Source organism: Mesorhizobium sangaii, from assembly GCF_014207355.1.
GTDB classification, from domain to species: Bacteria; Pseudomonadota; Alphaproteobacteria; order Rhizobiales; family Rhizobiaceae; genus Mesorhizobium; species Mesorhizobium sangaii.
The window spans coordinates 1-15,466 of record NZ_JACHEF010000021.1 but is presented as its reverse complement, the minus strand read 5'-3'; the positions used below and the strand labels follow the sequence as shown (position 1 = coordinate 15,466).

Below are 15,466 nucleotides of genomic sequence, written 5' to 3'. Positions count from 1 at the left end.
GCGTGCCCCGGCGCCTTCATCTTCATGGGCAACGGCATGACCGCCGCCCTTCATCATCCCGAATACGACTTCAACGACAACGCCCTGCCAATCGGAATCGCGCTATGGGTCGATCTGGTGAACGCTCCTCACCACCCTCCTTTATGTGGACGGATCGACCGCGACGGTTTCATCGCCAGGAACCGAGGCCGGGCCGTTACCTCGCTGTCAGCATCCCGGGAAGGAAAGTGAAATGTCTCTTATCCAGATCTCAGACCACCTCTGGCAGTTTCGGGACACTTGTAACGTTTACGTCCTGAAAAGTGGTGACGAGGGCCTACTGATAGATGCCGGTTCCGGTGCTATTTTGCAGCACCTTCATACCATCGGAATCAAGCGGGTCGCCTGGATTCTGCATACTCATCATCATAGAGATCAGTGCTGGGGCACTCCCATCGTTCAGAGTGCGGGAGCAAAAATTGCCGTACCCGAGTACGAGCGCCACCTATTCGACAATGTCGAAGCCATCTGGCAGGCTCGGCGTATCTACGATAATTACAACAATAATAGCACCTTCTTCTCGCTGGGACAAAACGTCCAGGTCGACGCTGTCCTTGCGGACTATGAGACTTTTGCTTGGAAGGACTTCGACTTCGAGGTGTTGCCGGCCAAAGGTCACACATATGGCATGATAAATTTGATCACTACTGTGGATGGTAACAAGATCGCCTTTACTGGCGACCTTATGAGACGCGGCGGTCGACTGTACCAACTTCACGCAATGGAATACAGCTATGGTGACCTCCTCGGGATCGAATTTACAATGCAATCTATTCTTGCTTTGAAAAAGCAAAACGTCCAAACGGCGTATCCGTCGCATGGCGATCCTGTTTGTAGCGTTATTTCAGACATTGAAAGGCTCGAATCGCGGCTTGTGACACTTGCCGGCGTAGGCAGGCTCTTTACGTCGGGCCATGGGAACCCTTTCAAGGACATGCAGACGATTTTTGAAAGCCGGTTGGAACCCATTAGTGAACATCTGCTGTGGGCAGGGCCGTACACCAGCTCTAACTTTTACGTTGTGCTCAGCGGAAGCGGACATGCCATGCTGATTGACTATGGCTTTGCGTCATTGGGGCATGTCCATTGGGGTCCCGAGCACGATAGCCTGCAGGCTCTGCGTTTCGTCGAGCACCATCTTGATCAGCTGCGCGACGATTATGGAGTACGGCATATTGAACTCGTCGTTCCCACGCACATCCACGATGATCACGTCTCCGGAATACCGTTTCTGCAACGACATTTCGGCACTAAGTGCTGGGCCCTCGATTGCGTCGCCGACGTCATTGCCGATCCTGCTGCGTGGGCAAGTACGCCATGCTGCTACCACAAACCGATCCAGGTCGAGCGGATTCTCCGTGATGGCGAGACATTTCAATGGAGAGGATTTGAGTTCGAGGCGCACTACGCCCCAGGCCACACCGAATACCACGCCTTAATTCTGGGCGTTATCGACGGCAAACGGGTCGCTTTCGGAGGAGACAATTTGTTTCTTTTCAATCCTGGGACTGGGGAGCTTGATCGGGAGATAGCTATACAGAGTACCGTGTTGCGCAACAGCTTTCAGTTGGACATGCTCCGCCGTTGCGCGAATGTGATGCAGACAACCAAGCCTGATCTCCTCTGCCCCGGCCATGGCGAACTGATTACCTTGGACCACTCGAGGATCGCCGAGTACACACATTATATTGAGCGCACGGAAGCGGCGTTCCTAGAGGCAGTAGATGCACCAGCAGACCACTACATCGATCTATTCTGGGCACGAATGCTGCCGTATATTTCGGTAGTCCGACTAAATAGCAATGTGAGCTACACGGTGAGGGTTCGAAACAATTTGGAGCGCACTGCTATATACGGGGCGCGCCTCCTTCTGCCGTCCGGTTGGGCCTCAGATGGAGAGTTTGAAAGCATTACGCTTGAACCTACCCAGCGAGGCGAGATATTACTCGGGGCCACTTCTCCGTCCCAGGTCGACACGCAGAGAAGACTGGTCACGGCCGAAATCCTGATCGACGGAGTATCACAGGGTCCTGTTTGCGAGGCGCTGGTGTCAACCGCATCAAATTAGTTTCGTCCCGATCAGCGCTCCTGCTCTCGGCGGTGGCGCGGAAGAGCAGGCCGTAGACGAGCGCCTTGTTCTGATAGGCGATGACGGCAATGTCGGCCGGCAGCGTGAAGACGACGTGAAAGTACTGGGTGTCGAGAAGCTCGGCGCGACGATCCTCCAGCCATTGCGCGCGGGCCAGCGACTGGCAGCGGGGGCAGTGTCTGTCGCGGCAGCTGTTGAAGGCGATGCGCTGGTGGAGGCAGCGATCGCACGCTTCGACGTGCCCGCCGAGCGCGGCGGTCGAGAGCGACGCGTCATGTTGGGAACGATAGGCATCGCCGTAGCGGCGGACGATATCCGCCACTTCAGGCCCCGAGCGGGCCATCGGCTCAAGCTCAGAAGTACTGAGGCTTGGCTGGTGGCGGCAAGGTGGGTGCTGGACGCGGCAAGAGTTCGAAGGGGCTCGAGGTGGTGCATACCTTGTTGGTGGCGATGCGCAGGTAATGGGCGGTGGTCGCGAGGCTGCGGTGACCGAGCAGCAGCAGCTGAATGGTGCGCACGTCGGCACCGGCCTCCAGGAGATGGACGGCGAAGGCGTGCCGCAAACTGTGCGGCGTCACCGGTTTGGACAAGCGGGAGAGATCGTGCGCTTTCGCGCAGGCTTTGCCCACCGCATCCCTAGTGATCGGCTGGCGGGCGCGATCGCCGGGGAAGAGCCATGTCTCTGGCCGGCGCACCTTCCAATAATCGCGCAGGATCTCCAGGAGCTTTGGCGACAACATCACATAGCGGTCCTTCTGGCCTTTGCCCCGCTCGACGCGGACGACCATCCTCTGACTTGCACCGCTTCCGAAATGCGTAGGCCGGCGGCATAGCAACGAGTTCGGCGTCATTCGCCGGCTTTGCCTTTACCGCCAGAGACGCGATCCGACCAGCTATGTGCCCGAGCACAGGTGGGCACCCGTGAAGGAGTCGACCTTCTTCCCCTAAATTTTCAGCCAGGACGAGATCCGCCGAATCCTTGCTGTCGCTTCGGCGCATCAGGGGCACTTCATGTGGGCCTCAATGCTGCGCAGGCTTGTTCTTGTGCTCTATTGCACCGGCCTGCGGCTTGGAGAAGCCGTGCGCCTCAAGATGGCCGATATCGATCTCGAACACGGCACCCTGACGATCCGCGACAGCAAGCGGCGCACGCGGATCGTGCCAATGAGGGATGACCTTGTTGGAGAGTTGCGGCGCTACATCGACGATCGGCGCCAACTCCTCATCGACCAGCGTTGTGTAGATCCGCAAGCCCTGTTGGTTCGCCGCAATGGCGCGCCCCTTACGACCGCCGCCGCATCCGCTGCCATCCGCCGGATGCTCCGTGGCCTGGGGATCAAGCCCGCACACGGACGGGTCGGCGCCCGACCGTACGAGTTCCGCCATGCCTTCGCGGTCCACCGCCTCACAATCTGGGCCGAGGCAGGCGTCGATTTACACGCCAAGCTCCCCTGTCTGTCAGCCTATCTCGGCCATCAGAACATCCTCGGCACCGAGGTTTATCTGAAGGCGACGCCACAACTGCTGGAACTGGCCAGTACCCGGTTCGAACAGCATCTGCGATACGCCCGCCAACCCGAATGAGCCAAGCCCGATCACAGACGCTTTTCGCGCTCCTCGAATCCTTTTTCACCACCTATCTGCCGCGTCAGCGCGGCGCGAGCCCGCATACAATCCGCGCCTATCGCGATACGATCAAGCTGCTGTTGTTGTTCGCGGCCCAGCGTCAGAACCGCGAGGTTGCCGCGCTCAGGCTAGACGATCTCGATGCCAACATGATCGTTGCCTTTCTGGATCATCTCGAGACCACAAGGTCCAATTCCGCCGCCACACGCAACTGCCGCCGTGCCGCGCTGCGCAGCTTCTTCAAACACCTTCTGCGCCACGACCTCGATCATGCGCTCCGCTACACGCAGGTGCTCGCGCTGCCAGCGAAGCGGGCGCGATTTAGACCCGCCCACTACCTCGAAGCTCCCGATATTCGGGCCATCATCGACGCCCCCGATCGACAGACCCGCCAAGGCTGGCGCGATCACACGCTGCTGCTTTTTCTCTATAATTGCGGCGCACGGGTCAGCGAGGTGACCGGCCTGCTATGGACTGATCTGTAACTGATGCCGCACGGCAGGTTCGTCTGCGAGGTAAGGGCCGCAAGGAACGGCTGGTGCCGATATGGTCCCAAACCGCCGATGCACTGCGCCGCCTGCACAGCATGACGGCTGAGGATCAGCAGCACGTTTTCGTCAACCGCCACGGTCAGCCCCTGACCCGCGACGGCGTGGCCTACATTCTGACCAAGCACGCCTCGGCAGCAGCCCAGGATCGGCCGACCATGGCGCGCGATCCATCACGCCACACGTTGTCCGGCACAGCTGTGAATGCCGCTCTCGATGATGCGGGCGGGTGCGGCCGCCTGCACGACGCCGTCCCAGCCCTTGTAGGCGTATTTGGGACGGCGCGTGATGATCACTCGGAACTTCGCCGGGGTCACGTCGAGCCGCTCGGATACATCCTCACCGATCATCACCCGCTGAGCCCCTCGCAACCGGCCCGAACCTCCGGATCGATGATCACCTCGACCCGTTCGAGATGGGGCGCAAAGCCTTTGCGCGGTCGCGGCGCACGCTTGGTCTTCGACGGCCCCGCCGCCTTGTCGACCTGCGCCTTGATGGCCGGTTTCGTTCTCGTCGAAGACGAGGGCGTATTGCTCCTCGCTCAGTGACCCAGCATGCAGTCGCTCGGAGCGGCGCCCAAAGCAGGCCCGCTCCAGCACCTTGAGCATCGCCGTTATCGCGCAATCCGCTCTTCGGCGTCCTTATTCTCCGCTTCGAGATGTCTGTTGCGGACCTCAAGATCCGCATTGCGGGCTTCAATCTGCGCCCGCTGCTCGGCCATGGCGACGACCATCGCCTTGAGCGCGTCGACGTCGTCCGGAAGCTCGAGATCAGGGGCTGGCATGGCCCTGATCAGAGCATACTCGCCATCGGTTTTCCCGGCCTTTTCGCCCTCTGATTCACTCTGCCGCAGGCGCCCCTAGTTTTCAGGGATCAGATCACAACACTTTTCCCGGCGACGAACACTCAACTCAATTCATTCCATAAGAAAATGTCGACGCGAATAACGCGGGCAACCTATTCACATCGCTGACATGCGGCTTGACTGCATGGCGATTTGCCGGTGCATCAAACTTCGTATGGCGGTTTGGTTGCAAGTGGCGAGCGGATTCACGTTTGCGGCGGATCGCAATTGCAGCGTACTGGCCCGAAAGGGCTGGGGCAATGGTGGTCAAGCAGCAAGTCGATCACCCGATTGTCAATGGGGTGATCTGCAGTGGGAGATATAGATGGTGCAAGTGATTGCCTATGAACAACTCGAGCAGTGGGAAGGCCAGGAGATCGGCGTCTCATCCTGGCTCCAGACGGACCAAGCACGCGTGAATATCTTTGCAGATGCAACAGGCGATCATCAGTGGATCCATGTTGATGTGGAGCGGGCAACTCGCGAGCGTGGTGGAACAATCGTTCATGGTTTTCTCACGCTTGCGCTGATAGGGGTGTTCGCACCGGAAATTTGCACGTATTCTGGTGTTGGACTGAGTCTTTTCTACGGGCTGAACAAGGTTCGGTTCACGAACGAGGTGCCCGTTGGGAGCAGAATTCGGGGCCGGCAGCGCTTGCTGTCGGTAGTACCGAGGTCAGGTGGGAAACTGTGTACCTACGAATTCGTGATCGAGATAGAAGGCCGTGAACGTCCAGCCTGCATTGCCGAAGGGCTTGGCCTTGTCTTTCCGGAAGGTCACTAGCTTGAATCCTTCCCTGACAATTCCCTCCGATCGGCGGCAGCGGAGTGAAAATCCTCTCTCGGGAGCGGGTTGTGCGCCGCCGCGGGGCGAGATCGCAAGGTGAGGCAATCGACGCGCGAACGCTCGTTCTGCCTGCTTGGGCTGTGAGGCCGGCGGATGACACCGAGTGCCATTTGCTTGGACGGCGATCTTTCCGGCCATGAAGTGCTGACTTGAAAAAGTCAATTGTCAGAAGAGGTTGAGGAATGCGCCCATCCAGCTGTCCAGCTGCAGCTAAGTCATGAAAAACACTGGCGGAAACGCGCCCGCCCGGCATAGTTCGGCGGCCGGCAAAAACCGCAAAGCTCAACGACGTCGATCCGCAAGCCTGGCTTGCCGATGTTCTCTCCCGCATCGCCGACACGCCGATCACCCGGCTCGATGACTTGCTTCCGTGGAATTGGAGCCCTTTGATGATCGCAGCAGACAAAGCGTTGCGGCGCGGCCTTGCGGTGATCGTCGAGAATGACGCTTACACTCTCAGCGAAATGGTCCGGTCGCTGATGAGAGAGCTGCAGGTCGAACTGGTCGAACTCGACCATCGGATTGCGGCCTATGACCGGCGGATACGGGAAATCTTCCGCGCCAGTGAGCAGTGCCAGCGGCTTGGGAAGATCGAAGGCATTGGCCCTGTGACGGCGACAGCCTTGATCGCTGCCGTGGGCGATAGGACCTGCTTCAAGAACGGCCGCCAGTTCGCCGCCTGGCTTGGTCTGGTGCCGAAGCAGCGATCCAGTGGAGGGCGAGCCCGCCTGTTCGGCATCAGCAAACGCGGCGATCGCTATCTGCGCACGTTGATGATTCATGGCGCTCGCGCCGCTTTGAGTCGGGCTGGCGGCAATCAGGATCCGCCGTGCCTCTGGCTCGGCAAGATACGGGAGCGGCGGCACCCAAACGTCGCGGCCGTCGCGCTGGCCAACAAGAATGCGCGGATCGTGTGGGCCATGCAGCGGAGACCCGCAGCCTGTCAATCGGCCCGGAATTGGGACCCTGGATCGGCGCGCAAAAGGGGGTCTGACGCACATTTGATGAAGATCGGGATCATACTGCACCGATCAGCCTGGCTTGCAGAAGGTCGAGCTTTCCGCGTCCATACATCTGCCGTTTCACAAGCTTGAGCTTGGTGGTCTGTCCCTCAGATTGACCGTTGGACCATGGTTCGGTGATCGCGGCGCGGACGGCAGCGCGGTCGCGAATGATGCCCTTGGCGAAAGATGCAATGAGGCTTTTGCCGGCATCGGCGATCCACGGCTCGAGATCATCGGCAAGTTTCTTGCGGATCATGGAATGGAAACCGGCGATCAGGTTGCGTGCTTCCACCAGCAGGGGCACGCCCGCCTCAATGGCGGCAATCATGACTGTGTCGGCTTTGCTCAGATGATCGCGGGCCGTCGTCATCAGCCGCGCGATCGTTCTGGCTGACGGTACCTTGTGGAGTTGCTGATCGGATGCCTGCTCGGCGCGGCGCCGGCGCCTTGCCCATTCGCTGACGACGCCCAGTCGCCCCCGAAAGCCTTTTGTCTTCAGCCGCCGCCAGAGCTCGCTTGCATTGTGGCAGCCCGACATCCATTGCCCCTCCAGGAACGGCAGCCATGCCTCGAGCGAACTCTGCCGGACGCGGAAAATATCGGTTCGCTGGCCACGGATCACTTGGCGCATAGTTTGCGACTGTGACCGGTGCGGCGCACGATCTCCTTGATGGGGATGCCTTCGCCGGCAAGTTTCATGATTGCCGCGTTTGTCTCCTCACGCCGCAGATAGCCTTCGTATTGAAGCTTCTCCGCGTAGGTGAGCAAGTCTGGATTGATCGTCATAGCGCCGATCGCAGTTCGGATTATCCGCATCGACTTGCGAACGGCGTCGAGGAAAGCCGCGCTCGCATTCTCCATGAGATGTGAACCGCATTCGGTAATGCCTTGGCGGTGGCTTCGCCGTAACCGCCGCCGCGGTCGCGCGAGACGGTTTCGATCTGAGGGTGGTTACCGAGCCACGCTTCGACGGTGGCAACCTCACGATCAGGCAACAACGTCACGATCAGCCGCCGCTCCAGATCACAGGCGATGGTGCCGTAGCGATGGTTGCGACGGAAAGCCCAATCATCGATGCCGACAATTTTGAGAGGGTCTGTTCGTAAACAGGCACGTCGCCGCACCACCCGCAGCAACGTGTCATTGCTGACCATCAGCCGCTTTGCAAAGCTGGCCGCCGGCCGCCCGCCGAGCGCCGACCCAAGATGATGAACAATACACTCCAGTCGCGAGGTCCGGCGAGATCGTTCGGCGACAACGCCGTCGTCAAAGCGTTCGGCGAAGATTCGTCGACGGCACAATGGCGCATCGCAGATGAAGCGGCGCGCCACGAGCCGAAGCTCTACCTTTGTTCCGGTACAGGGAAGATCCGATACCCGTCGACCATAGCGGCTGTGAACCCGGCGCGACACTCTGTGGCAAAGTGGGCAAGGCCGCGCCGGCACCCCTGAGCGGGCGGTAACGGCGATCACTCCTTCGTTCTCAGCGATCGCCTCGACGACCAATCCCGCCGGAATCAAGGACGACAAACGCAAATTTCTCATCATGGTGCTGATTCCCCTCAGAAAATAGCACCATGCCGCCATGCAAAATCATCAAATGTGAGTCAGCCCCCTTATTCCACACGATGACGTAATTGCTGTCGTTGCTCCTTTGAAGGAAGACTTCGCCGAGGGCAGAAGCCGCCGACTTGGATAAGGAGGTCGCAGTGAAGCAATATGTCGGGCTGGATGTCTCGCAGCGGGAGACCAGCGTTTGCGTGGTTGATGATGCTGGAAAGATCGTGTTCCAGGGGAAAGCTAAGTCCAATCCGGGAGCATTGACGGAACTGCTGCGCAAGCGCGCGCCTGGCGCCGAGCGGATCGGCTTCGAGACGGGCGCCATGTCCAGTTGGCTCTGGCACGAGCTTAAGCGGGTCGGATTGCCGGTCGTCTGCATCGATGCTCGGCATGCGAAGGCGGCGCTTTCGGTGCGGATGAACAAAAGCGACGAGAATGATGCCCGCGGCCTCGCCGAGTTGGTTCGCGTCGGCTGGCATCGTGAAGTGAAGGTGAAAAGCGCCGAAGTCAGGCCACCCGATCCATGCTGGTCACCCGGTCACGACTGGTCGGGATCCGCCGCGATCTCGAAAACCAGGTCCGCGCGATGCTGAAGGAATACGGTCTGCTATTCGGACGGTCCATCGGTTCGCAGTTCAGGCGAAAAGCCCTGGAGCTGGTTGCTGACGGGCATGAGCTTGTGCCGGTTGTCCAGCCTCTATTGACCATTCACGAGCAGGTCTGTCGGGAGCAGGAGAAGCTCGATCGGCAAGTCCGGCGTCTTGCTCATGCCGATGAAACCACCCGCCGGCTGATGACCGTTCCAGGCGTCGGTGTGGTGACCGCGCTCACCTTCCGACACACGATCGACGATCCGTCGCGCTTCCGCTCGGCCGCCAACGTAGGCGCCTATCTTGGCCACCTCGACGAAAGCAGTCCGGCAAAACTGACATAAACGGCCGATCGCCTGTTGCGGACCTATCTATACAAAGCGGCCAGCGTGCTCATGCACCGGACGAAGAAGTGGTCGACTCTGAAGGCGTGGGGCCGTTCGTCTGTCGAAGCGGGTGGGCATGAAAAAGGCGAAGGTGGCAGTCGCTCGCAAGATCGCCGTTCTCCTTCACTGCCTCTGGGTAGATGGCACCAGCTTTGAGCGGGGAAACGAAAAGATGGCGTAGCAGTTCGACCGCAAACCAGTTCTCGAGCCTCCCTTCGCGGAGCTCGTGATGTCCCCGCCGGGACGGCGGTTGCGGTGACCTCGTTGTTTCGGCTGAGGACGACTCTTCCGTACCTCGTTCCACACGTTGAGGCACCCGACCCGAACATCATCATGAGGCATTCGACCTCGGAAAGGACCATGACCCCGGCGATGGCAGAACAGGGATCGAAAACTATCTGCAACTGCTGATTAGCGCCAACCCGCCCCGTCGGGGCGTGGTGCGGTGACCTCGTTGAATCGGCTGACGTTGGCTCGCCAAACGTCTTTGCACACGTTGAGGCACCTCGACCGGGACTTTGATGCCGGCAACGGAAGGAAAGAAATGGCTTGACTACTTGCCGCAATTAAAGGGCCTAAACACACGCAGCCCTGCCGTCTTTCTGAGCGCGCGGGCTATCATGCCGAAGCCTATCAGAAGTCGGCCGCCGTCCGCTGTTGTTGGACTGACATGCTCGTGGCGGTTTTCGTGGGATCAGGTGTTCCGCCCCTCTCCTGCAATCACGCGGCCAAACGGTCGGGACCGGAAGGGCTGAAATTATGACGGCTTCAAGATGGCCCCATAACAATCAAAGGCCGGGCATAACAACTCGGGCCTAGCCCCCAGGATTCATTTGGCTGGAGCTCGGCTCCAAAGGAAAACCATGAAAAAAGGGAGTGGTCCCATGCCTAGTAGACGTCATTTCATCAAAGGTGCCGCGCGCTTGGCGCTCATTTCATCGAGCCACTCCTGGGTGAAGTCCTAGGATTGCGGGAAAAAGGTTGGGGTGCACCCTCGCCGGATAGGCGAATCCAAGAGGTACGGTTGCGACCGGCCTCACCCCGATGGAAAGAATACTGGCATCCGCGACGAACTCGATCGCGCTCACACCGAGCGAACGGCACCAGCGCTCCGCTCAAACACTAATAGAAGCTGCCGCTATGACCGCAATAGTTAGCACTCAGCGCCACGGACAGATACTTGTTGTCACAATTGACAACCCGCCGGCGAATGCCATTCTCGCCGTACGAGCCGAGAAATTTATGCTGCGTTTGCAGCGTTTCAGGAAGACGACGACCTACGAGTGGCAATCCTCACAGGTGCCGGGGACCGCATCTTCAGCGGCGGTTGGGACCTGAAGGAGTCCGATGAAAGCCTAACCGCTGACCTCTATTATGATTCGGAAGTCGGTAACGGCCCTGGGGGGTTCGGTGGCATTGCGGAATTTTGGGGTTTGACCAAGCCGGTAATAGCCGCTGTCAACGGCTCCGCAGCGGGAGGAGGCTTCGAGATCACGCTCGCGTGCGATATGATCGTAGCAGCCGAGCATGCGCGCTTCGTTCTCCCCGAAACGCGGATCGGGCTTTTGCCCGTGGCGGGCGGCATTCAGAACCTACATCGCCGCATACCATACAACATTGCAATGCACCTCATAATGACGGGCGAGCCAATTTCCGCGCTGAGGCCGCTAGATGGGGCCTTGTGAATGAGGTTGTTCCCAGGGGAGAGGCTCTGGCTGCGGCGATCCGTCATGCCGAGAGGATCTGTGAATCTGCCCCGCTCGCTATTGAAGGTCTCAAAGAAGTGATGCGCTACACGTCGCACCTCTCTGCAAAGGATGGGTTTGCAGCGGTTAGAAATCCGCCGAGTGAACTGAAAGAATACAAGGCTATAGAGAATTCCGTGGACAGTCTCGAAGGGCCTCGGGCCTTTATGGAAAAGCGTAAGCCCCAGTGGAAGGGCAGGTAATCGCGAGCGATATATTCTGCGGGACTCCTTGCCTCTGGCCTTCGCAGGCCGCGGCCGCTTCCACCGCCGACCTCGTTGCCGCAGCCAAAGCGGCGGGACAGCCGAAGGTGTCGTGACTGCCGGCACTGGGGTCTATTTCGACACGCTCAAGGAGTTGTTCTTCGATCCCTTCACCAAGGAGACTGGGATCGAGACTGTCCTCGTCAACAACGGCAGCTATTCTGAGGTCTTAACAAAGGTGCACGCCATGAGCGAAGCGGACGCCATGGAATGGGACGTCTTCGCGACGACCTATGACACGGTGCGGTCGCCGGCATCGCAAACTATGTCGAGGACCTGGGTGATTGCTCGGAGTTGACTGATGTTGTGTCCGAGGGGGTCGATGGGTCTTGTCAAGGGAAGTCGGGTTCTCTGGGCCGCGACGGGGTATCGCCTACGACGAAAGCGAGTTTCCGAACGGCGGCATGAAGAGCTGGGCCGATTTCTGGGACGTAAAGGCGTTTCCGGGGCCACGCGCCCTCCCCAATTTCGGCAGCCCTTGGTTCGCGCTGAGCGCCGCATTAATTGCGGACGGCGTCGACCCAAAGGAGGTCTACCCGCTGGACGTCGATCGCGCGTTCAGGAAGCTCGACGAACTCAAGCCGAACATCGTCGTATGGTGGACCAGCGGTGACCAGGCCCAGCAAATTGCTGCGGACCGAGGAAGTGGTTGCAACAATGGTCTGGAATGGACGTGTCGCAACTCTGCGCAGAGAAGGCTTCCCGATTTCCTTCGTGTGGAGCGGCGCCATGCTCGACGCAGATGCGCTCGGCATCACCAAGGGCGCTCCTCACAAGATTGCCGCCATGGCACTGTCTCAAGCACATATGTTCCGCCATTGAAGACCTTGTGCTCCTTGCCCTCTACGAGCTCTAACTCTCCGCTCAGGTACTGCTGCATGAACTCGGCATTTTCGCCAACATACGATGAGATCATCTTCTTGATCTGCTTCGTCTTCAGCAGCAGGCCGAGGCCGAGGCCGAAGTCGTCGACGCCGCAGTTATTCGACGCGATCGTCAGCTCCTGGTGCCCGCGTCCCGGATCGCGCTGATTAACAGTTCGGGTATTGCACAAAGACCAAATCCGCCCGCAACAATAAACATTCTGTACAACAAGCCTTCCAGCGCCGAACCTTCGTCGCCATAGACTTTGTTCATGTGGCTCACCCAGTACTTCATCGTTAACGCGAGTCGCCCCATCCAAGCGCGCCAGCTCAACAGCTGCCGGTGGTGCTTAGCGGCGCGAGTTGTTTCGCAAACTATGCTCGAGTAACACATCTAGTCGGAATGCCTGCCTGCACGCGAGCATTGACAGTTATTCCGACGACCGAAGATCTATGATCGGGCGCCATTCTCCTCGCGCTGCCGAAGGGCGTGGCAGAAACCCGTGGTCTGCTGTCTTTTCTGGGCACGCCGCGCTACCGAAGCATACCGGAAACCCGCTGCTGCCCGATGTCATCGCCGCCAATGGCGGAAAACGCCAACTCTGCGGCCGCTCATTCGGGCGCGTGACCTGTTCGTGCACGCACAACGGCCGGGGGTGGCGCTAGCACCGCGACGGACAAGACCCTTGCCGACTGCCTATCCGGAGCCGGGGTAGAATATTCCCGTCTGCCATCATCGTCTATCAAGCCGATGAGGTTTGAAGGTACTCCAGATCATAACAATCGAGGGCCTGGCATAACAAATCGGGCCTAACCAAACAGCGTCGTTCGGTTGAAGTTAGACCCCATAGAGCCATGTCAAAGGGGAGTTTTTCATGCCTAACAGACGTCATTTTATCAAAAGCGCCGCGGGCCTGGTGCTCATGTCATCAGCACCTAGCCTTTGGGCTTCGCGCGCCGCGGCCGCCTCGGTCGACGAACTGGTTGCGGCGGCCAAAGCGGCAGGACAGATGAAGGTGGTCGTCTCTATCGGGAGTGGCGTCTACCTCGATACCCTAAAGGAGTTGTTCTTCAATCCCTTCACCGCCGAGACCGGGATTGAGACGGCCTTTGTCGGCGGCAGTTATTCTGAGGTCTTAACAAAGGTGCACGCCATGAGCGAAGCGGACGCCATGGAATGGGACATCGTCACGACGACCGTGGACAGCGTGCGGTCGCCGACGTTTGCGAACTATGTCGAGGATCTGGGCCATTGCTCGCAGTTGTCCAATGTTGTGTCCGAGGGGATCGAGGGGTCGTGCCTCGGAAACGCAGTTCTCTGGGCCGCGACAGGCAACGGCATCGCCTACGACGAAAGCGCGTTTCCGAACGGCGGCATGAAGAGCTGGGCCGATTTCTGGGACGTAGAGGCGTTCCCAGGGCCCCGAGCGCTCCCAAACTACGGCACCCCTTGGTACGTGCTGAGCGCCGCATTGCTCGCGGACGGCGTCGAGCCAAAGGACGTCTACCCACTCGACCTCGACCGCGCGTTCAAGAAACTCGACGAACTCAAGCCGAACATCGCCGTATGGTGGACCAGCGGTGACCAGGCCTTGCAATTGCTGCGGACCAAGGAAGTGGTTGCAACAATGGTCTGGAATGGACGTGTCGCGAGCCTTCGCAAGGAAGGCTTCCCGATTTCCTTCGTGTGGAACGGCGCTATGCTCGACGCAGATGCGATCGGCATCACCAAGGGCGCGCCGCATAAGATTGCCGCCATGGCCCTGCTCAACTATCTCTACACGCGCCCAAAAGCAGCCGCTGAACTCGCCAAGCGGTTGAACTACTCGATACCTAACAAACATACGGGGGATTTCGTGGATGCCGATGTGGCGTCGAATCTGCCGACCGCGCCGGAGAACTGGTCCAAACTCATGAAGTCGGACTCGGCTTGGCTGGCGGAAAACAGCCAGAAGCTAATCGAGCGCTGGACGACTTGGATCAGCGGCTAGACAAATTCACTCTGTTTTCGGTACCACGGCGGGAAAACGGCCGGAGTAAAGAATTCACCACTTACTCCGATCATTCGTTCTGCAATTTTAGCGACCCGCAATGGGCAGTTGACGCACTCTCAAATGGCAGTTTGAGGCTGCCCAAACACTGCGTGGACCGGATGTCGCGAAGCCCGGTCATAAACGTTTGCCGCCCGGAATAACTCTTGTTGGAGGAGGAAATCGTGAATGGTATCGGCCCCGACTGGCAGCCCGACCCGATGAGGCCCGGCGCGCGGATCATTCCAGCAAAGGAGTGGGATCTTCCGCCGTACAACCGCTGGACGTTTCAGCGTGCTCGCGAGTTTGTGCCGACCGCGCAAATTTGGCGTGGCCGGGGGCCTGTCTTGCCGTTGCGGGAGCGATCCACGGACATCGATGGTATCGAATTCGAGGTTGCCGGACGGCGTTCCACCATTCGCGAGTTTTTGGACAAGAGCTTTACCGATGGATTCCTCGTCCTGTCCCGCGGCGAGGTCATAGCTGAAAGATACATGAACGGCTTCACGCCGCATTGCCAGCATACCGCCATGTCGGTATCGAAGTCGATTACGGGGACAGTGTTTGGCATACTTGTCGACAAGGGGCTCATCGACACGGACAGCCTGGTGACGCGGTATCTGCCGGAGCTTGAATCGACCGCCTATCGCGGCGCCACGGTGCAGCATCTGCTGGACATGACGGCCGGTGTGTTGGTCACCGGACCCTACACGAAGTCTGGTACCCACGCGCAGATGCTCATGGTGGCTGCGGGATGGTGGCCGATGGAATATCCCGACTACCCTCAGACTACGTGGCAGCTCTTCCTGAAACTGACCGAGCGGGAAGCTCCGCATGGCGAACGATTCAAGTACCGGTCGCCCGAGAACAACTTGCTGGGCTTTATCATGGAGCGTTCAAGCGGGCGGCGGTTCGCGGAGCTTATCAGCACCGAACTGTGGGCGCCGATGGGGGCGGAGGAAGACGCCTATATCACCGTCGACCGTGGCGGCTTTCCCTGCACGGATGGCGGCTTCAATGCGACTCTTCGTGA

General features: G+C 59.2%; 8 protein-coding genes and 10 pseudogenes. 13 read left to right on the top strand and 5 right to left on the bottom strand.

Translation table 11 applies throughout. The features are described 5' to 3' along the window. Nucleotides 1–231, top strand: a pseudogene (locus tag HNQ71_RS35395) (hypothetical protein); the annotation flags it as partial. Between the two features lies 1 nt (nt 232). After that, entirely contained in the window at nt 233–2,107 is a 1,875-nt protein-coding gene (locus HNQ71_RS34225; protein ID WP_184879466.1) for an MBL fold metallo-hydrolase, read from the top strand. A 22-nt stretch (nt 2,108–2,129) separates the two neighbouring features. Here HNQ71_RS34225 and HNQ71_RS34220 read toward each other — a convergent pair. Further along, nucleotides 2,130–2,471 (bottom strand): annotated as a pseudogene (locus tag HNQ71_RS34220) (transposase zinc-binding domain-containing protein); the annotation flags it as partial. 10 nt (nt 2,472–2,481) lie between these two features. After that, nucleotides 2,482–2,969, bottom strand: a pseudogene (locus HNQ71_RS34215) (tyrosine-type recombinase/integrase); the annotation flags it as partial. 170 nt (nt 2,970–3,139) lie between these two features. On the opposite strand from HNQ71_RS34215, the gene HNQ71_RS34210 reads away from it, so the two are divergent. The 3 genes and pseudogenes from HNQ71_RS34210 to HNQ71_RS36050 all read left to right on the top strand — a co-directional run. Further along, entirely contained in the window at nt 3,140–3,712 is a 573-nt protein-coding gene (locus tag HNQ71_RS34210; protein ID WP_246462537.1) for a tyrosine-type recombinase/integrase, read from the top strand. Beyond that, nucleotides 3,709–4,239 carry a tyrosine-type recombinase/integrase gene (locus tag HNQ71_RS34205; protein ID WP_184879463.1) on the top strand — a complete coding sequence of 177 codons (531 nt, stop codon included), beginning with the start codon at nt 3,709–3,711 and terminating at the stop codon, nt 4,237–4,239. The genes HNQ71_RS34210 and HNQ71_RS34205 overlap by 4 nt, the downstream gene beginning before the upstream one ends. Nucleotides 4,240–4,292: 53 nt before the next feature. Next, nucleotides 4,293–4,445: pseudogene (locus tag HNQ71_RS36050) on the top strand (integrase); the annotation flags it as partial. 60 nt (nt 4,446–4,505) lie between these two features. Here the strand turns inward: HNQ71_RS36050 and HNQ71_RS35390 are convergent. Then, a pseudogene (locus HNQ71_RS35390) lies at nt 4,506–5,086 on the bottom strand (IS66 family transposase); the annotation flags it as partial. A gap of 385 nt (nt 5,087–5,471) precedes the next feature. On the opposite strand from HNQ71_RS35390, the gene HNQ71_RS34185 reads away from it, so the two are divergent. Then, complete coding sequence (locus HNQ71_RS34185; RefSeq protein WP_184879454.1) at nt 5,472–5,930, top strand: MaoC family dehydratase; 459 nt, start codon at nt 5,472–5,474, stop codon at nt 5,928–5,930. 290 nt (nt 5,931–6,220) lie between these two features. After that, the gene (locus HNQ71_RS36045; protein ID WP_425492307.1) at nt 6,221–7,087 is read left to right on the top strand and encodes an IS110 family RNA-guided transposase; all 867 of its coding nucleotides are present in this window, start codon (nt 6,221–6,223) and stop codon (nt 7,085–7,087) included. On the opposite strand, the pseudogene HNQ71_RS34170 reads toward HNQ71_RS36045, so the two are convergent. Continuing rightward, nucleotides 7,011–8,544 (bottom strand): annotated as a pseudogene (locus HNQ71_RS34170) (ISL3 family transposase). The gene HNQ71_RS36045 and the pseudogene HNQ71_RS34170 overlap by 77 nt on opposite strands. A gap of 161 nt (nt 8,545–8,705) precedes the next feature. Between HNQ71_RS34170 and HNQ71_RS36040 the strand changes: the two are divergent. The 4 genes and pseudogenes from HNQ71_RS36040 to HNQ71_RS36030 form a co-directional block, all read left to right on the top strand. Further along, nucleotides 8,706–9,713: pseudogene (locus HNQ71_RS36040) on the top strand (IS110 family RNA-guided transposase). Nucleotides 9,714–10,770: 1,057 nt separating this feature from the next. After that, a pseudogene (locus HNQ71_RS36035) lies at nt 10,771–11,480 on the top strand (enoyl-CoA hydratase-related protein). Nucleotides 11,481–11,592: 112 nt separating this feature from the next. Next, complete coding sequence (locus HNQ71_RS34155; RefSeq protein WP_184879451.1) at nt 11,593–11,838, top strand: hypothetical protein; 246 nt, start codon at nt 11,593–11,595, stop codon at nt 11,836–11,838. 31 nt (nt 11,839–11,869) lie between these two features. Next, a pseudogene (locus tag HNQ71_RS36030) lies at nt 11,870–12,160 on the top strand (extracellular solute-binding protein); the annotation flags it as partial. A 173-nt stretch (nt 12,161–12,333) separates the two neighbouring features. Here the strand turns inward: HNQ71_RS36030 and HNQ71_RS34145 are convergent. Beyond that, nucleotides 12,334–12,677: pseudogene (locus tag HNQ71_RS34145) on the bottom strand (CoA transferase); the annotation flags it as partial. A 601-nt stretch (nt 12,678–13,278) separates the two neighbouring features. On the opposite strand from HNQ71_RS34145, the gene HNQ71_RS34140 reads away from it, so the two are divergent. Both HNQ71_RS34140 and HNQ71_RS34135 read left to right on the top strand, forming a co-directional pair. Further along, complete coding sequence (locus tag HNQ71_RS34140) at nt 13,279–14,394, top strand: ABC transporter substrate-binding protein (protein WP_184879448.1); 1,116 nt, start codon at nt 13,279–13,281, stop codon at nt 14,392–14,394. A 209-nt stretch (nt 14,395–14,603) separates the two neighbouring features. Next, the coding region (locus HNQ71_RS34135) for a serine hydrolase domain-containing protein (protein ID WP_184879445.1) at nt 14,604–15,466 on the top strand (863 nt) is incomplete at its 3' end.